Genomic DNA, 19,146 nt, shown 5'->3' on the forward strand with positions numbered 1-19,146 from the left:
ACTTGAAGGCTCAAAAACGGTTTCAATTCCTTAATTAAATTAACAAAATTTAGATTTTATTTTGTCAACAATGGTTTGTGCTAATTTCTCTTTACTCTCCACTGTCCAACCAGCTACATGAGGGGATAATAAGACATTTTGAGATTGGATCAAATACTGAAAAGCTTCGGGCATTTCTGAAGAAAATAAATTTTCAAACGAGGTCTTTTCATATTCTAAAACATCAATTCCTGCACCTAACACTTTTCCAGATTTTAAAGCTGAAACTAAATCGGTTGTTACTACACTTTTACCACGAGCCGTATTAATAAACCAAAATGACTTTTTAAAAGCCTTAATAAATTCAGAATTTATCATATTTAAAGTTTGTGGAGTTTGTGGAGTGTGTAAGCTAACTACATCTACTTCTTGTTGAAATTCCTGAAGTGATACTTGTTTAGCATTTTCATTGCCTACACCTGCTTTAATGTCATAACACAAAACATTCACATCAAAACCTCGTAACTTTTTTGCAAATGCTTTTCCCATATTACCATAACCAATAAGACCTACAGTCCTTCCGTCTAATTCAATACCTCGGTTATCTTCTCGCAACCATTTACCTGCCCGTACCTCAGCATCTGCTTTATTAAGTTTATTGAATAAAGACAAAAGCATACCTAAGGCGTGCTCACCAACGGCATTACGATTACCTTCAGGAGCAGCTATAAGCATAATACCTTTTGCTTGGGCATACTCACAATCAATATTTTCCAAACCCGCTCCTACTCTACCTATAAACTTTAGTTTTTTGGCAGCATCTAAAAATTGTTTGTCGATAGAAAAACGACTTCTTAATACAATTCCATCATAATTTTGGATTTTAGATTCGATTTTTTCTTTTGAAGATGTGTAATCTTCGTGATTCGTAAACCCTAATTCTGTTAATTGCTTTATTAAAAGTTCGTGGTTAGTGTCTAAATGGAGGATTTTCATAATAATTTCCTGCGAATGGAGGAATATTTTCTAATTGAATTAGTAATAGCTATAAATTTAAAAAACCTTTTTTTAATACGGCTCCTTTTTAATTTAATTGTTTTAAAACTCTAACAATTGACATTTGTTTTTTTATCACTCCTACTTAGACAAGCCATATTTCTTACTGTTTTTTTTAAAACAATTGATTGTGTTTATTGGTGATTTATAAAATCATCGTAAACTTAGAATTAAAATTGTTATGAACCCTATTTTCAATTTTAAAATTGACACTATAGTGTTTTGTCTGTGATTTAGTCTAACATTTAAATCAAAATGCATAACGGCTATAAATATACTTATCTAATTTTAACCTTATAACAGTCTTGTTAATTTATTTTCCAAAACTTAATTTATATTTTTTGGGTGTTATATCTAACATTGATTTAAAATCTTTGTTAAAATGACTCTGATCATAATAACCACAAGCACAAGCGATGGATAGTAAATCTTTATCAGAATTTAGCAACATTTTACAAGCTAAATGTAAACGTACTTTTTTTAAATATGCCATAGGTGATATATGGAAATCTTCTTTGAAATTTCTCAATAAAGACGTTTTCGACATAGATGTGATCTCGCATAATTCATCTAATGATATTTTTTTATCAATATTTTCTTCCATATAATTTAAAACACGCACTAATTTTTTATTTTTAAAAGCATACATCCCTGACTCTTTTAATTTTGATGTAATGCCTATTAAACCAATAACTTTCTGAGCATCGTTTAAAATTGGATACTTTGACGTTTTCAACCAATACGTTTTAAAATCTATAAAAGGAACCATCTCAACTTTATCCAATATTGTTTTTCCTTCATTCAACACTAAAATATCATCATTTATTATAGACTTAGTAATATGAGAAGGAAAAAAATCCGCATCGGTTTTTCCTAAAACTTTCAATTTATTATCAACACCATATATTGATAACATAAAAGTGTTTAAACTTATGATTTTCCCGTCTATATCCTTTGCAAAAAAACCATTATTGGTTGATTCAAAAAATTCTTGAAGAGATTGAACCGAACAAATAGGTGTATTTAATAAATTTACAGATTTCATAAATGGATATATTATTCTTTTTAACAACAGTTAACTAATTAATATGTTGGTGCTTTATTTTGATATTGGTTATATTTTACAAAAAAAAGATAATTAATTAATATAAAAAATGTATTAATTAAAATATCTTTGAAAGACTTAAAAAAGAAGCCCATCAAATGTGTTTTTTTAATAGAAAATATCAAGTTGTTTTGTTACTTTTAATGTTAATTGTAAGTTACTCAGTTGATGCTAAATGTTACGTTTTTGACAAAAATAAGTTGGGTGGAAACTTTCAAATTATAGTATATTCAAGTTTAAGTGAAGATCGGGTAAACCAAGTGGTCAATAATGCTTATGTTTTGGTAGATTCATTAAATATTATTTTAAGTAATTACGATTCGTTTAGTGAAATTTCATTATTAAATTCGACTAAGAAATCAAAAGCACCTTCACATCATTTATTAAATGTTTTAAAAGCCTCACAAGATGCTTATAAGTTAACTAATGGGTATTTTGATATTTCAATCCAACCATTAATGTTACTTTGGAGTGCTTCTGCTTCAAATGGAACAGTACCAAGTCAAAAAGAATTGGATAAGTTAAGTAAAAAAATAGGCTTATCGAAAGTATTAAAAATCAGAAATAATAATACAATTATTTTAAAACGAAAAGGTTCTTTGGAGTTGGGAGGTATCGCAAAAGGATATATTATTGATCAGGTGTATGCTTATTTAAAACAACATCAACTCACATCATTTTTAATAGAGGCAGCTGGAGATATTCGGGTTTATGGCAAACCAGAATATAAAGATAATTGGGTCGTTGGCCTTTCGTCCACAAATAAAACGCAGGAAATCGTTCAATTAAAATCTGGTGAGGCTATTGCAACTTCAGGAAAAACTTATCGATTTTACACAATTGAAGGCATCAACTATTCACATATTCTTAATCCTAAAAGTTTAGGCCCAATTACGCATTCCAATACGACTTCGGTAATTTCAAATAATGCCACTACGGCAGATTATTTGGCATCCGCATTTAATATAATTACTAACAAACATGAAGTTAACGAAGTTTTAGAAAATTACCCATTTACAGCGTTAATTCTGTTTAATGAAAAAGAAATAGTTTTTGCTTCCGAATTATTTTTAAACCAACAAAATATAAACAATGAAAAATAAACTATTAATAGCATTAGTTTTCTTAATGGTAATTACTACCATGACACAAGCGCAACACAAATTAATTTTCCAAACAACATCCGAACTGAAAATAGACGGCACATCTACTGTAAGCGATTGGACCGTAAATGCTTCCGATATAAAAGGAGATTTAGTTTTACTAAAAGGTTTTAAGCCCAAAGAAGCTGGAAGTTTATATGCAACATTAACATTAAGCTTTCCTGTTGAAAAAATGGAAAGTGGTCGTGGCCCAATTATGAATAATAAAATTAAATCCGCATTAAAAAGCGATGAACACCCAAATGTGATTTATAATTCTTCTGAAAATAAAATAATTGCTATCAATGATTCATCTTTTATTCTAACATCCATAGGAATAGTTGAAGTTGCAGGTGTCAAAAAACCTATGGAGGTAAATCTAAATTGTACTTACGATAAAAAACGGCAAACACTAGTTATGGAAGGGGAGCAAAACTTAACAATGTCTATGTTCCAAATTGAAAAACCAACGGCATTTTTTGGAAAATTACAAACTATGGACGCGCTAAAAGTGTCCTTTAAAATACATGCTAATAAAAAATAAAACATAAGCTTATCATATGAAATTACTAAACACAACTATTGTATTAGCTTGTCTTTTTTCTATAAAAGGGATGGCGCAAACTGAATTTAAACCCTATACACAAGCTATTGAAGGAACTGATGTTACTTTCAGCATGGTACCTATTGAGGGAGGTACATATGTAGTTGGAGCTTCAGAAGGAGATATGAATAAAAACGACGATGAATTGCCAAATAAAAAGGTTGAAGTTTCTTCGTTTTGGATGGGAGCTTTTGAAGTTACACATAAAGAATTTTTATTATTTACCGATGCTACTCGAGATATTTTGGGAGATGGAAACGTGAATCCAGAGGTTATTTCAAGGCCGTCAAGTCCATATGAAGATCCTTCAAAAGGCTTGGGAGGCGAAGATATGAAACCAACTGTTGGGTTGACTCAATATAGTGCGCTTTCGTATTGCAGATGGCTGTATAAAAGAACAGGAATTTTCTACCGAATTCCTACCGAATTAGAATGGGAATTTGCGGCAAGAGCAGGCACAACTACACCTTATTTCTTTGGAAAAGATCCTGCTGAATTAGAAAAATATGCATGGTTTGATGCAAATGGTGAAGACCGTTTGCATGAAGTAGGTCAAAAAGAACCCAATCCAAATGGTTTATATGATATTTATGGAAATGTAGCTGAATGGTGTTTAGATCAGTATTATGCTGATTTTTATGCAACGTTAAAAGATGGCGAAAAAGATGCTTGGGGAATGCCAGACGCATTGAATCCTCGTTCTGTGCGCGGCGGGTCTTTTTTAGATGCCGCAAAAGATTGTAGAAGCTCAAGTAGAGTAACATCTACAGATGAATGGAAAGCAAGAGATCCGCAATTACCACAAAGCTTTTGGTGGAATACCGATTCGGAATTTGTTGGATTTCGATTAGTACGACCACTCGTACAACCAAGTAAAGAAGAAATAGAATTATTCTTTTCTTCAATGTTAGAATAAACAACATAAAATTAAATATAATGGAAAGAAGAAATTTTATTAAAAATTCAGCGCTTGCTAGTGCTGGAATTTTGACTTCAACTGGAGCACTTGCAAGTAGTTTGGGGTTTAGTGGAAGTAAAGCAGGGAAATTAAAGTTAGCACTAATTGGTTGTGGAGGAAGAGGTACTGGAGCAATAAATGCAGCGTTAAAAGGCCCTATTCCTTCAGAATTAGTGGCAATGGCAGATTTATTTAAAGATAAAATAGATTCGCAATTAAATGTACTTTTAAAAAATAATGGAGACAAAAAGAATATTAAAGTAACTGAAGAAACTAAATTTGTAGGCTTCCAAGGTTATAAAGAAGCAATTGCTTTAGCTGATGTTGTTTTTATTGGAACTCCTGCGGCATTTAAACCGGTTATTTTTGAAGAAGCTATTAGACAAGGAAAACACGTGTTTCTTGAAAAACCTGTGTGTGTTGACTCAATAGGGTTTCATAAAATACTAGAAGCTGCAGCTATTGCAAAACAAAAGAAACTATACGTTGCTGCTGGTTTACAAAGAAGATATTCACCAGGATATCAAGCCATTATAAATGAAATCCATAGCGGTGCAATTGGAGATATTCACTCAGCAGAATGCTATTGGATGGGTGGCCCAATTGGAGATTTAACACGTCCTAGAAAAGAGAATTGGACAGAAATGGAATTTCAAAATAGACATTGGAGATCATTTGCTTGGGCAAGTGGTGGAAATATTATTGAATTTCATATCCACAATTTAGATATTATAAATTGGGCACTAAATCAACAAAATCCAGTTTCTGTATTGTCAATGGGTGGAAAATCTCCAGACATGAATTTTTCTGGTTCTTTAGGTGGATTTGATAGTATTGTTTCAAATTTTAAATATAAAAATGGCGTTTCAATGCATAGTTACAGTCGAAATATTCCTAATTGTAAAAATAAAAATGGAGAATATTTTTATGGAACTAAAGGAAAAGTTGTAATTGGTAGAGATGCAACTATTTATGATAATGATGGTAAAGAAATTTTTAAAGCAACTAGTAAAGATTATGGTAATTTCCACGGTATGTTTAATAAGGTTCAAGATCATTTAATGGATAGTATTTACAATAATAAAGAATATTTTAACGAAGCTGTATATGCTGCAGAAGCATCAATGACTGGCATTTTAGGAAGAATGTCTGCTTGGTCTGGAGATGAGTTAAGTTGGGAAGAAGGTACGCAATCGAAAGTTTCATTATTTGATTACACCAATGAAACAAGCTTAAATAGTGCCCCTCCAATTCTGATGGATCAATTTGGGAATTATCCAGTGCCAACACCAGGAAAAACAATTGTAATGTAATTACACAATCAATTTAAATTTGTCTCGTATAAAAACCGATACAGATTATTTTAAGATATAAAATTGATAATTAAAGCTTAGTAATAACGTCATTGCTAAGCTTTTTTTGATTTATAGGTTTCTATTTTATTTGTATGGGAATAAGATAAAAATTTGACAACTATGGGCTTTTGTTGCAAATTAATATTGCTTGTTTGATTAATTTTTACTTTCGCTTGTATTCAAATCGTGTTTTAATTAGTGCTACACAATAAAGGTTGTTTCTCCTCCCAACTTAAGTAATATCGTTTTTTAAAAAGATTGTAGTGTATAGCACGACCCTATTTCGAGTAACGTCCAAATTCTAAAATCCTAAAATAAGTTTAGCTATTAGAAAATAAATTAAAATACCAAACACATCATTACTAGTAGTAATAAAAGGGCCTGTAGCTACTGCAGGGTCTATTCCTCGTTTGTCTAAAAAAATAGGCACAAACGTTCCTATTAAAGCCGCCATAACAATAACTGCTATTAAGGCGATTCCTATAGTTATGGATACATTATAAGGAGTATCAAATAAAAAGTGACTAATAATTATAGCTATTATGGCAATAGCAAGACCATTGACCAAACCAAGTAAAAGTTCTTTAAACAACCGTTTTATGATACTTCCATCAATACTGTCATTGGCCAGGCCTTGTACCACAATAGCAGAAGACTGTACACCAACATTACCTGCCGTAGCCTGAATTAATGGCACAAAACTTAAAAGCACAATAAAATCTCCCATTGATCCTGTAAATTTTTCAATGATACTTGCGGCTCCAATACCTCCAAGCATACCAATTAATAGCCATGGCAAACGAGCTTTGGTATGCTCAAAAATACTATCATCAGCCTCTACATCACTGGTAATACCTGCTGCTAATTGATAATCTTTTTCAGCTTCTTCTTTCATAACATCTACGATGTCATCTATAGTAATTCTTCCCAATAAAATTTGGTTATCGTCTACTACAGGAATAGCTTCTAAATCATATTTTGCCATAACTCTAGCAACGTCTTCTGCACCATCATGCACATTAACACTATCAACACTAGTAATATATATATCTGCAATTTTCTGTTCACTTTTTGCTACAATAAGGTCTTTTAAAGATAATCGCCCAATTAGCTTATTTTGTTTATTAACCACATAAATGGAGTGCACACGAGTTACTTCTTTAGCCTGGGCTCTTATGCGTCGCAAGCATCCAGCAACGGTCCAGGTTTCATACACCTTTACTAATTCTTTTGCCATCAATCCACCAGCGGAATCTTCGTCATAGGCTAATAATTCCTTGATTTCTGCTTTGTGTTCTTCATCTTCAATATGAGAAATAACTTCTTGTTGACGTTCTTCAGAAAGTTCTGAAATAATATCAGCAGCATCATCGGTATCTAACTCTTCAATTTCTTCTGCTATTTCCTTTGAGGACAGATTTTTTAAAACCTTTTCTCGATTATCTTCATCGAGTTCCATTAAAATATCTGAAGTGGTTTCAGAATCTAAAAGTTTAATAACATACATAGCCTCTTCTAGATTTAATTCATCTAAAATTTCAGCTATATCTGCATAATGAAAATCTTTTAAAAGTTTTTGAAGCCCCTTATTATCATTAACTTCAATAAAATTTTCAACCTGCTTTATTAAATCATCGGTTAGCTCAAATTGTATATTTTCTGTTTCTTCAGCCAAATTTTCAATTTTTAAAGGTCGTTTTGAATTCGTATCGTTAGATCAATAAACTGTTGGACACTTAATTGCTCAGGACGCTTGCCAAAGATACTATCTTCTCTTAAAACATCACTTAAATGGAATGTTTTTAAACTGTTACGAAGTGTTTTCCGACGCTGTTGAAAAGCTGCTTTTACAACTTTAAAGAGCATTTTTTCATCACAAGGTAAACTGTAATCCTTTTTTCGAGTTAACCTTAAAACACCAGATTCTACTTTTGGTGGTGGATTAAAAACCGATGGCAACACTGTAAATAAATATTCAGCATCATAAAATGCTTGAGTTAAAACCGATAAAATACCATATACTTTACTACCTTCTTTGGAACATATTCGTTCTGCCACTTCTTTTTGAAACATTCCCGAAAACTCTGGAATCTGATCGCGCATTTCTAAGGTTTTAAAAACTATTTGGGTTGAAATATTGTATGGAAAATTTCCTATAATCGCAAATTGCTGTCCTTTAAAAACCGTATTTAAATCAAATTGCAAAAAATCTTTTTCAATAATTCTCGACGCTAAATTCAAATAATTAGCTTGTAAAAACTCCACCGATTCAGTATCTATTTCAATAACATAAGTAGTAATATCTTTTTCTAATAAATACTTGGTAAGTACCCCCATACCAGGCCCAATCTCCAAAACGTTTTTGTAGTTTTTTGAGATTAAGGTATCGGCTATTTTTTTAGCGACACTTTCATCTTTTAAAAAATGCTGACCTAAATGTTTTTTTGCTTTTACTGTCATTAAACGTAAGTATTTAATTGATAGAAATTTGAATTCCGTACTTATAAAGTAGAATACGAATTTGTTTTTAGATACATACGAAGATATGAAACTAATTCTCGAAATATTGAAAGGTATAAAAATTATTTCCGAGCAATCACATAGCTTCATAATAAAGTAACCATTAAAACTTTATAGCTTTAAACCTTTATTTTGACTGCTTCTCTTAAGTAAAATTTACCGTACACTCATCAATAATTTGAAGTTCCGTTCTGAATGTCAGCATTTTATCAGCAAATTTTTTCAATGCTTCGTCTCTAAACTTAGGTGCATCATCCCTGTAAAATATATCTAAAGCTTCACGTGAATACGAACGATATTGAATAGAGTATGTAATACCCCCCATATCTTCTTCTACCAAAACTTTAGTGAAAGTTGCTTTTTCAAATTTCCCTGTTGCCAAAACGCGTGGGATGTGTTCTTTAATCCATGTTAGCCATTCTTGATGAATGGACTCATCTATATTGACTGTTTCATTGTATATAATCATAAACAATTTTTTTTGCAAATAACCGTATTGCTTTGCCAGCATCAAAAGGTTTTACCTTAAAATTCTTAAAGCAGGCATATATTTGAATGATTTTTTATGATAAACTCGTATCGTATTAATTATAGTTATAATAATATTATACCCATAAAGGATTATTATTGGCCCAATAATTCCAAACAGACTTATACCGTTAGGAAGTATTCCTCTAAAAACACCTCCAAACATACGTGTAATCATGAAAATGTAATATAAAAAAAGTAAAAGTGTCCAAGTTATTTGAAAGTTTAATATTGCCTTACCCAAATCGTTTACGTTCATTATTTTATCCTTTTTAAATATCCACATCGTTAAAGGGATGATGATACCAAGTAAAGGAAAAAACAAAAAACCAAGTGCCGACAAACTCATAACTGTCAGATAATTTTGATCCTCTTGCACTTTCCAATCTACAATATTGTCTGGCGAAGTATTTAAAGCAATAGCTAAGCGTTTGAGGGTATCTCCTCTTGGGACGGTTTCATTATTTTCAATTCGCTGAATAGTTCTTAAACTCAACCCAGACTCATCAGCCAATAACTCTTGTGATATTCCTTTTCTGCTTCTTAATTCTTTTATGCGCACAGATAAATTCAAATGGCTCATTTTTTTATGATTTTTATATGAAGCAAAAGTATTTTATAAGTCTGTTTTCGCTAACGTCTTTGGTATGTCATTTTTACGTCATTAGTGTCACGTTGTTATATTTAGCTTCTTTTTACTGAGATAACTCTTAATTTGAACACAAAAGGCATGATTTTACAACATCTATTCAATAGCGTCGCCGCGTAACGCTCGGAATTTTTTTCGAGCTTCCACGAAGTAAATACTATCAGCATACTCAAAAATAATTTGTTGGTAAAGTGATTTTGCCTTTTCGGGTTGTGCTAATTGGTTGGCATAAATTTCTGCCAAAGCATAGCAGGCATTATCAGCTAAAATACCATCTTTATAATTTAGTAAAATATTTTTATAATTCTGTTCCGCATTTTCAAATTGTTTTTTAGCTTCAAATAATTGTGCCTGTTTGAAAAGTGCTTGTGCAATAATAGGCTCTGTTTTATGTTCCTTTAGTATTTTACTTAAAAGTGAAATAGCCTCATCATTTCTATCTTGAAAAGCAAACAAATCGGCTTTTGAATATAATTTTAAAGCCGTTTGAAGAGAATCTTCATATTTATTATCAGATATCAATAATTTTAGTTCCAAAGCATCATTGGCAATTAGTTGCGAAGTAGAGGCTTTTAATATTTTAAGCTGCGATTCTGCCCATTTAAAATCACCTTTGTAATAACTGGCCTTTGCTACTCTAAAACGGGCTTCCTGCGAAACAGTACTATTTTTTAAATTACGTTGAATTTGAGTGTAATAAATTAGAGCATCATTAAACTTTTCTTGCAGCAATAAAATATCGCCTAACTCTAATTTTATTTGAGCTTTTTGTAATTCTGCTAATGGTAATTTTAAAGACTCTTCTAAAAATGAAATAGCTTTATGAGTATCATTCATTTTAAAAGCCAAAAAATGAGCATATCCAATTTGAACCTCTAAAGTTGATGAAAACATGCCAAACTCTTCAAAGAAAGCTTGATATTTTGAAAGGACAGTTTCATAGTTTTCTTTAGTACTTTCTTTTGATTCAATTTTAAGCAACTGATTATGTGCATCAATTTTTGTATCAATATCTTGAGCCGTTTCTATTAAAAACTCATAAATATCTTTAGCAACATCCAATTCATTTTCACTAACAGCAATACTTGCCAATTCTACAATACGATATAAACTTTCGGGCTGCCTATTGAATATGGCTTTTTCCTGAATAAAGGATTTATTATACTCTTTCTGCTGAATAAACAACCAACTTAACAAACCATTCCATAAAACATTAGGCTCTTGCTGCATTTTTTTCAGCAAAATTTTTCGAAATAAAATATTGTTTTCTTGACTGCTATCTTCACTTATAAAATCACTAATGGTACGTTTAATAGTATTTAATGCTCCCGAATCGCTTCCTACAAATGGATTAGTATCAATAAAAGTAATGTAACTATTAAACATTTTTTCAATGTTACCTTGTTCGCCATAAATTTGTGCCAATTGCAAATTAAAATTGAGTTGTGGCTTTATAGCCATTGCTTTTTCATAAACAATAATTACTTTATCTAAAAGAGAATGGTTTTGAAAACTTCTTGCCACAGAAAAAACACTGTTCACATTATCATCTACACTATTAATTGCCTTTTGGTAATAGCTATTAGCTTTATCCAAATCGTTTTTTAATTGATAATTATAACCCAATTCTACATAAAAATGAGGCAGTCTTATCCGTTCCATTAATTTTAATAAAAACGTTTCGGCTTCATCATACTGTTCTAGCTGTTGATAAGTAGCAAGTAATTGACTAATGTAATTGGGATTTGATGCATTATTAGCGTAAAGTTTTTTGTACTCATGCAATGCTTTTTCAAATTCGCCATTTTTAAAATATTCTTGAGCCAGTATATCTTCTTGAGAAAATAAACTTATTGAAAACAACAGAAATATAGCAATAAAAAATCTCATGGAGTAAATATAACAAATGCATCAAGCACTTAGTATAAATATTTTTATAAAAAATTGGAATGCTGTTTTCTTTAAAAGGAGGGAAAATATCTTTTGAAAATAGTTAACTAAAATTTTAAACGCATTTTGTAAACTTTTTAAAAGATTATTTCACCAAAAAATGCCCGAATAAAATTCGGGCATTACCAACCAAAAATAAATGTTCTATTAACTTGCGTTAAATTAAAAACAGTTTTTAATAAGATTGGGGACAATAACTTTAACGAAATAAATTGTTATTTATTTACAATTGCCGCGGTTTTATGTTCAGATTTTACAATTTCAAAGTCTGAAAATAAAACTTTACTAGCAACTACAACTAATGCGATAAGCAGTACAATACGTTTAAAGTTTTTCATAATAGGTAGGTTTTGATAGGTTTGGTATGCTAACATCATAAATATATTATTAAACACCAAGAAAAACCAGCCTTAATCGTTTAAAAACCTAATTTTTAAACACTTTATCGATAAAAAAACAATAAATCGTAAAATTTGTAAGATTTAACTTAAAAAATTATTGTTTTATTTACTAATCTATTAAACCAAAACCTGTATAAGATTGTAGCACTTCAGGAATTTCAATACCTTTTTCTGTTTGACAATTTTCTAAAATTCCAGCCAAAACTCTAGGTAAAGCCAAAGAGCTTCCGTTTAAAGTATGTGCTAATTCATTTTTTCCTTCACTATTCTTAAACCTTAACTTTAAGCGATTGGCCTGAAAAGTTTCAAAGTTAGATACTGACGAAATTTCCAACCACCTGTCCTGTGCAGTAGAAAACACTTCAAAATCATAGGTTAAAGCTGATGTAAATCCTAAATCGCCACCGCAAAGTCTTAATATTCTATAGGGCAATTTAAGTTCTTGCAAAATACTTTTTACATGATTAACCATACTATCTAAAGCTTCGTAAGATTTACTTGGATGCTCAACACGTAAAATTTCAACTTTATCAAATTGATGCAACCTATTTAAACCTCTTACATGAGCCCCATAACTTCCTGCTTCCCTACGAAAACACGGTGTGTAACCTGTAATACCTATTGGTAATTCACTTTCATTCAAAACCACATCCCTAAATATATTTGTTCCTGGCACTTCTGCTGTTGGTATTAAATACAAATTGTCTTCAGTAACATGATACATTTGTCCTTCTTTGTCTGGAAGCTGACCTGTTCCAAAACCTGAAGTTTCATTTACCAAATGTGGTAACTGATATTCGGTATAACCAGCAGCCGTATTTTTATCAAGAAAATAGGCAATTAATGCACGTTGTAACCTAGCTCCTTTACCTTTATAAACAGGAAATCCTGCTCCTGTTATTTTATTACCAAGTTCAAAATCTATAATATCATATTTTTTTGCTAATTCCCAGTGTGGTAACGCATTTTTATGTAATACAGGAATATTACCCTCTTTAAATATTTCTTCATTATCATCCTCAGAATTTCCAGATGGCACCGTACTATTTGGAACATTCGGAATTTTATATAACAACTCATTTAACTCAGCCGTTTTATTATTAAGAGCCTCATTAAGTTCTTTTGAAACTTCTTTCAATTGACTGGTTCTTTCTTTTAAAAGATTGGCTTCTTGAGCCTTTCCAGATTTATACAAGTTTCCAATTTCTTTGGACAAAGTATTGGATTCAGCTAAAGTTTTATCCAACTCTGTTTGTATACGTTTTCTATCTTCATCAAAAGCAATAACGTGTTGAATCATTTGCGTAGCATCAATATTTCTCTTTGCTAATCGCTCAATAACCAAATCTTTGTTTTCTCTAATAAAAGGAACTTGTAACATCTGTTTTAAAATTTAAGTGGCAAATTTAATGAATTACTGAGATATTCAGTCTTGTTTTGAATCTAAAATCCATTCACTATGTTTAAAGGTTTGCCATGGCACATTTGCTATATCAATGTCTGGATTAATAAAAGTTTTATATGGCTTTCCATTAACACTCAATTTACTGTTAATATAAACAGAAACATCTTGTCCTTGGTCTTTATAACGTTGTTTCAAATACTGTGAAAACTGCCACATAACATCTGGTTTACTAGTTGCATTGCGCTTTTGTTTTCGTGTTAAATAAAAATCTAAATTAATTTGCGTTTTTTTATTGGTTGAATTATCAACTACCGTATAAGTGGTTATTCCACTCTTAGACCTAAGCATCATACGCCACGAAAGTCTGTGCCCTTCTTCTGTCCAAAGCACATCATCTTTTATAAAATGATGGCGTAATGGTAAAACTACTTGTATTGCAAAATAAACCGAAAACAAAACAATAAATGGTTTTTTAAACTTTGGAATAATTACCTCATTCTGATTATAGAATCTTTTTTTCTTTAAAAACAATTTTTGAATGGTTTTAGGCTGAAAAAAGAACAAACTAAATGCTAAAGCCAAAAAAGGAAAAATTCCCACTTGAAACACTATGGAATTAAACAAATGAAAGAAAATAGATACTATAAATGCAAATTTTCTTGTTGGTTTGTAAAGCAAAAGAGGGATGACTAAACCATCAAATAAAATACCTCCATAGGCTAAACAATAATGTAACCATTTTTGTTGGAGCAAATCACCTATTAACAAATAATGACTTTTGCCTCTCATTAATAATTCTATAACCGTAGTATCCAACCAATCAGGATATATTTTTGCAACTGAGGCATACGTATAAACTATTAAAAGTTGAAGAACAAACACCCATTTACACCATTGAGGCATACTGTTTTGTGTTATTTTGGGATGATGCTTAGCATCCAAAGAAAAGTATGTGTTTGCTGGCTGAAACACCATGATACCACTTAACAACATTAACAAATAATAATGATTGTTGTAAGATGCTTTTTGCATAAAGTAAGTAGCAGACCACATAAGTGTGAAAGTAATCATGCTAAACCGGTATTTATAACCAAGCATAACAAACAAACCAAAAATCCCCATAATGAGGTAATAAACATACATGCCATTTCCAGGTAACGGCTGTAACCATTCAAATCCTATAAATGAAAATGTAAATTGTGGATCTATTAAAGTTCGTTTTACCCAACCTGTAAAAATAGCACCAACAGATTCTAAAAAACAAAGCAACCCAAAAAAGATTCGAAAAACAATTAAAGCAGAATTATCAATATGTTTAAAGACCCATTGATTACTCATTTTGTGACGTTATATATTGAAGAGATGCTGCTTCGTCTTTTGCTAATTGCAACTTTAAAGCTTCAACCGATTCAAATTTTTGTTCATCTCGGATACGATGCAATAGTCTAACTTGAATTTTTTGATGATATAAATTTTTATTTAAGTTAAAAAAATGAACTTCAATGGTTTCCTTCTTACCATCAACAGTAGGATTTGTACCAATGTTCATCATGCCATACACGAGTTGATTTTCAATCACGGCACTTACCACATAAGACCCTTGTTTAGGAATTAACTTATAATCTTCTTCAACAGTAATATTAGCCGTTGGAAAATCAATTTGCCTACCCAATTCTTTTCCTTTAACTACTGTTCCTGTAATCATAAAATTATAACCTAAATATTTGTTAGCTTTTTTAATATTACCATCCAACAGTGCACTTCTTATTTTTGTAGAACTAACTGATACATCATCAACGTCTTCTGAAGATATTTCTTCTACTTTAAAATGAAGTTGTTTTCCAAAATTTCGTAAATCGTTAATATCGGCATTTCTATTTCTACCAAACCTATGGTCATAACCAATAATAACTTTTTTAGCATGCAGTCTATCTATCAAAATCTGTTTTACAAAATCATGTGAAGACAATCTTGAAAACTCATGTGTAAATTCTTTAATATATAAACAATCTAACCCTAAAGCTTCTAAAATCTGGCTTCGCTCATCAATGGTATTTATTAATTTAATATTAGCATCTTTTTGTAAAACCATACGCGGATGGGGAAAAAACGTAAGAATCACAGAGTTTAGTTGATTCTCTTTAGCTGTGTTAATTAAGCGTTTTATTATTTTTTGATGGCCAATATGAACGCCATCAAACGTACCAATAGTAACTACCGTATCTGTTTTAGAAAAGGAATCAAGGTCATTTAAAATTTTCAATCTGCTTAGTTTTAATGCAAAATTAGGAATTCTGAAACTATAAAAAGAAAGTATCTTTTATTTTAAAGAAAATATTTCTGAGAAAGAAGTTATAATCTGAGGCACTTCATCTATTTTAAAATTAAAACTTAGTTGACATGTATTTCCTTTTACATTTTTTATTGACAAATAACCATTACAAATTTGATAATACCATATCTATCCTCTACAAAAACTTGAGGCTTTTGTTATGAAATGTTTCAAAATTACAATTACCACTTTCATGACAATTATTTGAAATATAAACAGGCTCGTTTTTAATCAAAATAGATTGTTTAAATTTGCTGAAAAGTGTTAAGATTAGGATTAAAATAGGCCATAAGTACTTCATGAATTAGGCGTCATATTTGAAATGATTAAAAAAATTTTGTTATTCATAAATTATCAAGGTACATTTATTTTCCCAAATAGCTAATTGCATGAAACAACTTGACTTTAAAATTATACTGCCATTATTAATAATTTCATTAGTTTCTTTGAATGGTTTTGCTCAAAATCAAGATCAATTATGGACTAAATCTACAAAAGAACACACCATAAAAAAACATCAAACTATAAGAAAAACACTTCCTAATAAAAGTATTTTCTATGAATTAGATGTGGATCAATTAAAATCCAAGCTACAAACAGCTTCAAAATCATCAACCAATTTAACAGCATCGGGCACTTTAGTTTCTTTTCCCAACCCTGATGGCACATTAGAAACATATCGTGTTGAAGAATCTTCTATTTTAGAACCCAATTTTCAAGCAAAACATAATAATATTAGAACTTATATTGGACAAAGTATTGACAATCCAGAAACCACAATTTATTTTAGCATTACACCAAAAGGGCTACATACTATGACGCTTTCCGCTAAAAACGGAGCACAATTTATAGACCCTTACACATCAGACTCTAAAACTTACATTGTTTATCACAAAAAAGATCTGCCCGAATTAAAAGATGCTTTGAATTGTTATACTCCTAATGACTATACAGAATTAGAAAACAAAACCAGTAATTCAAAATCATTGCTTAATGCCAATGATGGTAAATTACGAACCTATAGATTAGCCTTAGCCAGCACCGTTGAATATGCTACATTCCAAATAAATGCAGCGGGTGTTAGCGGTAGCACTGAGGAAGTGAAAAAAGATGCCGTATTAGCTGCTATGGTAATTACCATGAATCGTGTAAATGGTATTTTTAAAAGAGATTTATCAATACAAATGACCTTAGTAGACAATGATGCCATTATTTTCCTTGCAGAAAACGATGGTTTTACAAACCATAGTGCCAGCGCCTTAATAAACGAAAGCCAAACGATTATTAACGGGGCTATTGGCACATCAAATTATGATATTGGGCATACGTTTAGTACGGGTGCTGGAGGTATTGCAGAATTAGCTTCCGCATGTAATAATGGCTCTAAAGCTAGAGGTGTTACAGGTCAACCTTCCCCAGTTGGAGATGCTTATGATGTTGATTTTGTAGCACATGAAATGGGGCATCAATTTGGGGCACCACACACGTGGAATGGCAACACAGGAAACTGCGTAACAAACGATTGGACTTCAACAAATGCCTATGAACCTGGAAGTGGCAGTACCATAATGGCTTATGCTGGTATTTGCTCACCCCAAAATGTACAGGCTAAAGCCGATGCATATTTTCACCAAAAAAGCATACAAATGATTTGGGCTAATATCACAACAGGGAATAGCACATGTGGAACAGAAACTTTATCAGGAAATACGGCTCCAACCGCAGAAGCAGGTGCATCTTACACCATTCCTATTTCAACACCCTACAAACTTACGGGCTCTTCAACAGATACAGAAACCACAGCATCGCATACCTTTACTTGGGAACAATATGACCTTGGAACTATGGAAACTAGAGGGCTTCCATTAGAAACAAATACTACAGGACCACTTGTACGCTCTTTTGAAGGCACAAATAATCCTACAAGATACATTCCTCAATTGACCGATTTACGATATACTTCTACTGGCTCTACACCTTGGGAAAAATTAGCGTCAGTCAGCAGACCAATTAATTTTCAATTAACGGTAAGAGATAATGACACCAGAGGAGGACAAACAGCTACTGATCATATGATTGTTACCACATATGCTGGTGCAGGACCATTTGTAGTAACCTCTCAAGATAGCTATGTTAGCTATCCTAGCAATAGTTCTCAAACGATAACTTGGGATGTTGCTAACACCAATTTAAGTCCTATAAACACAAGTTTGGTAAACATCTATTTATCTACTGATGGTGGCCTAACCTACCCTACTCTGTTATTAGAAAATACGGCAAATGATGGTTCAGAGAATATAACCTTTCCTTCAGGGATTACAGCTCCGTATTGTAGAATTATGGTTGAGGCAGTTGACAATATTTTTTTCGCTATAAACCCAGCTAGTTTTTCCATAGGCTATACTATTGCAACTACCTGTAATGAGCGTTTCAGCTCCAATACAAATTTAAATCTTAATCTTTTAGATTATCAAGAGGCATCAAGTATTATTAATGTTCCCACAAATAGCACAATTGAAAACCTAAAGGTAAATGTAGATGTTACACATGAATACATAAGTGATTTAACCATAACACTTACACATCCTAACAACAGCACTAATGTTATTATTTGGAATAAAAATTGCTTTGATAGGAATGGACATTCAAACTTTGACATCACTTTTGAAGACAATTCCAACACCATTGTTTGTTCTAGTCCAACCACAGGTAATTACATCCCTGAAAATCCTTTAAATGTTTTTAATGGTTTAGAAACAGCTGGTGACTGGAAGCTTACATTGCTTGATACTGAAACTGGCGACCCAGGTATTCTTAACGATTGGTATATAGAATTTTGTACTGCAACTATAACTTTAAACAATCCTGAATCTTTGGAATTTACCGATTTAAAAATATTTCCTAATCCAAATAAGGGAGAATTCACTGTATCTTTAAACAATACCATAAATACTAAAATTAGTATGGAACTTTTTGATATAAGTGGGCGGAATATCTTTAAAAAAGAATATAATAACACAGGAAACTTTAATGAAAAAGTAACCCTTAATCATGTACAATCTGGAATTTATATTCTAAACATTAGTGATGGCGAAAAAAAATCTACCCAAAAGATTATTGTAGAATAAATTTAAAAAAAAATAGCAATCAACGCTTATACGC

At 31.4% G+C, this 19,146-nt stretch carries 16 protein-coding genes; 5 read left to right on the forward strand and 11 right to left on the reverse strand.

The features are described 5' to 3' along the window. Positions 1 to 39: 39 nt before the first annotated feature. Both APS56_RS09530 and APS56_RS09535 read right to left on the reverse strand, forming a co-directional pair. Positions 40 to 975 carry a 2-hydroxyacid dehydrogenase gene (locus APS56_RS09530; RefSeq protein WP_054727537.1) on the reverse strand — a complete coding sequence of 312 codons (936 nt, stop codon included), beginning with the start codon at positions 973 to 975 and terminating at the stop codon, positions 40 to 42. Between the two features lie 373 nt (positions 976 to 1,348). Next, a complete protein-coding gene (locus APS56_RS09535; protein WP_054727539.1) occupies positions 1,349 to 2,080 on the reverse strand; it encodes an AraC family transcriptional regulator in 732 nt (243 codons plus the stop codon). 158 nt (positions 2,081 to 2,238) lie between these two features. On the opposite strand from APS56_RS09535, the gene APS56_RS09540 reads away from it, so the two are divergent. Genes APS56_RS09540 through APS56_RS09555 form a run of 4 tightly spaced genes read left to right on the forward strand, consistent with a single transcriptional unit; the run spans position 2,239 to position 6,157 of the window. Next, complete coding sequence (locus APS56_RS09540; RefSeq protein ID WP_054727540.1) at positions 2,239 to 3,243, forward strand: FAD:protein FMN transferase; 1,005 nt, start codon at positions 2,239 to 2,241, stop codon at positions 3,241 to 3,243. Further along, entirely contained in the window at positions 3,233 to 3,826 is a 594-nt protein-coding gene (locus tag APS56_RS09545) for a hypothetical protein (protein ID WP_054727542.1), read from the forward strand. The genes APS56_RS09540 and APS56_RS09545 overlap by 11 nt, the downstream gene beginning before the upstream one ends. Before the next feature lie 16 nt (positions 3,827 to 3,842). Then, the gene (locus APS56_RS09550) at positions 3,843 to 4,802 is read left to right on the forward strand and encodes a formylglycine-generating enzyme family protein (RefSeq protein ID WP_054727544.1); all 960 of its coding nucleotides are present in this window, start codon (positions 3,843 to 3,845) and stop codon (positions 4,800 to 4,802) included. Between the two features lie 20 nt (positions 4,803 to 4,822). Continuing rightward, the gene (locus APS56_RS09555; protein WP_054727545.1) at positions 4,823 to 6,157 is read left to right on the forward strand and encodes a Gfo/Idh/MocA family protein; all 1,335 of its coding nucleotides are present in this window, start codon (positions 4,823 to 4,825) and stop codon (positions 6,155 to 6,157) included. 343 nt (positions 6,158 to 6,500) lie between these two features. Here the strand turns inward: APS56_RS09555 and mgtE are convergent, their stop codons facing one another. From mgtE to APS56_RS09595, 9 genes are all read right to left on the reverse strand, one after another. After that, positions 6,501 to 7,874, reverse strand: a complete 1,374-nt coding sequence (gene mgtE, locus APS56_RS09560) for a magnesium transporter (protein WP_082379308.1) — start codon at positions 7,872 to 7,874, stop codon at positions 6,501 to 6,503. An 11-nt stretch (positions 7,875 to 7,885) separates the two neighbouring features. Beyond that, positions 7,886 to 8,659 carry a 16S rRNA (adenine(1518)-N(6)/adenine(1519)-N(6))-dimethyltransferase RsmA gene (gene rsmA, locus APS56_RS09565; protein ID WP_054727547.1) on the reverse strand — a complete coding sequence of 258 codons (774 nt, stop codon included), beginning with the start codon at positions 8,657 to 8,659 and terminating at the stop codon, positions 7,886 to 7,888. Positions 8,660 to 8,864: 205 nt separating this feature from the next. After that, positions 8,865 to 9,188, reverse strand: coding sequence for a DUF4286 family protein (locus tag APS56_RS09570; protein WP_054731310.1), 324 nt, complete (start codon positions 9,186 to 9,188; stop codon positions 8,865 to 8,867). Positions 9,189 to 9,239: 51 nt separating this feature from the next. Further along, positions 9,240 to 9,830: a helix-turn-helix domain-containing protein gene (locus APS56_RS09575; protein WP_054727549.1), complete on the reverse strand. Its 591-nt coding sequence runs from the start codon at positions 9,828 to 9,830 to the stop codon at positions 9,240 to 9,242. Between the two features lie 162 nt (positions 9,831 to 9,992). Continuing rightward, positions 9,993 to 11,786: a tetratricopeptide repeat protein gene (locus tag APS56_RS09580; RefSeq protein ID WP_054727551.1), complete on the reverse strand. Its 1,794-nt coding sequence runs from the start codon at positions 11,784 to 11,786 to the stop codon at positions 9,993 to 9,995. 275 nt (positions 11,787 to 12,061) lie between these two features. Further along, positions 12,062 to 12,223, reverse strand: a complete 162-nt coding sequence (locus APS56_RS16970) for a hypothetical protein (RefSeq protein WP_157757643.1) — start codon at positions 12,221 to 12,223, stop codon at positions 12,062 to 12,064. A 133-nt stretch (positions 12,224 to 12,356) separates the two neighbouring features. After that, positions 12,357 to 13,628: a serine--tRNA ligase gene (serS, locus tag APS56_RS09585; protein ID WP_054727553.1), complete on the reverse strand. Its 1,272-nt coding sequence runs from the start codon at positions 13,626 to 13,628 to the stop codon at positions 12,357 to 12,359. 45 nt (positions 13,629 to 13,673) lie between these two features. Further along, positions 13,674 to 14,990: an HTTM domain-containing protein gene (locus APS56_RS09590; protein WP_054727555.1), complete on the reverse strand. Its 1,317-nt coding sequence runs from the start codon at positions 14,988 to 14,990 to the stop codon at positions 13,674 to 13,676. Continuing rightward, positions 14,983 to 15,915, reverse strand: coding sequence for a bifunctional riboflavin kinase/FAD synthetase (locus APS56_RS09595; protein ID WP_054727557.1), 933 nt, complete (start codon positions 15,913 to 15,915; stop codon positions 14,983 to 14,985). Before APS56_RS09595 ends, APS56_RS09590 begins: the two co-directional genes overlap by 8 nt. A 458-nt stretch (positions 15,916 to 16,373) precedes the next feature. Between APS56_RS09595 and APS56_RS09600 the strand changes: the two genes are divergently transcribed. Continuing rightward, positions 16,374 to 19,112 carry a zinc-dependent metalloprotease gene (locus APS56_RS09600; protein WP_054727559.1) on the forward strand — a complete coding sequence of 913 codons (2,739 nt, stop codon included), beginning with the start codon at positions 16,374 to 16,376 and terminating at the stop codon, positions 19,110 to 19,112. The last annotated feature ends 34 nt before the right edge of the window (positions 19,113 to 19,146 follow it).

Source organism: Pseudalgibacter alginicilyticus, from assembly GCF_001310225.1.
Classification (GTDB): Bacteria; Bacteroidota; Bacteroidia; order Flavobacteriales; family Flavobacteriaceae; genus Pseudalgibacter; species Pseudalgibacter alginicilyticus.

Coding starts and splice junctions, on each gene's coding strand:
- APS56_RS09555 (WP_054727545.1), top strand. CDS start 4,823: ATGGAAAGAAGAAATTTTATTAAAAATTCAGCGCTTGCTAGTGCTGGA.
- APS56_RS09545 (WP_054727542.1), top strand. CDS start 3,233: ATGAAAAATAAACTATTAATAGCATTAGTTTTCTTAATGGTAATTACT.
- APS56_RS09530 (WP_054727537.1), bottom strand. CDS start 975: ATGAAAATCCTCCATTTAGACACTAACCACGAACTTTTAATAAAGCAA.
- APS56_RS09540 (WP_054727540.1), top strand. CDS start 2,239: ATGTGTTTTTTTAATAGAAAATATCAAGTTGTTTTGTTACTTTTAATG.
- APS56_RS16970 (WP_157757643.1), bottom strand. CDS start 12,223: ATGATGTTAGCATACCAAACCTATCAAAACCTACCTATTATGAAAAAC.
- APS56_RS09550 (WP_054727544.1), top strand. CDS start 3,843: ATGAAATTACTAAACACAACTATTGTATTAGCTTGTCTTTTTTCTATA.
- APS56_RS09570 (WP_054731310.1), bottom strand. CDS start 9,188: ATGATTATATACAATGAAACAGTCAATATAGATGAGTCCATTCATCAA.
- APS56_RS09590 (WP_054727555.1), bottom strand. CDS start 14,990: ATGAGTAATCAATGGGTCTTTAAACATATTGATAATTCTGCTTTAATT.
- rsmA (WP_054727547.1), bottom strand. CDS start 8,659: ATGACAGTAAAAGCAAAAAAACATTTAGGTCAGCATTTTTTAAAAGAT.
- APS56_RS09535 (WP_054727539.1), bottom strand. CDS start 2,080: ATGAAATCTGTAAATTTATTAAATACACCTATTTGTTCGGTTCAATCT.
- APS56_RS09580 (WP_054727551.1), bottom strand. CDS start 11,786: ATGAGATTTTTTATTGCTATATTTCTGTTGTTTTCAATAAGTTTATTT.
- serS (WP_054727553.1), bottom strand. CDS start 13,628: ATGTTACAAGTTCCTTTTATTAGAGAAAACAAAGATTTGGTTATTGAG.
- APS56_RS09575 (WP_054727549.1), bottom strand. CDS start 9,830: ATGAGCCATTTGAATTTATCTGTGCGCATAAAAGAATTAAGAAGCAGA.
- APS56_RS09600 (WP_054727559.1), top strand. CDS start 16,374: ATGAAACAACTTGACTTTAAAATTATACTGCCATTATTAATAATTTCA.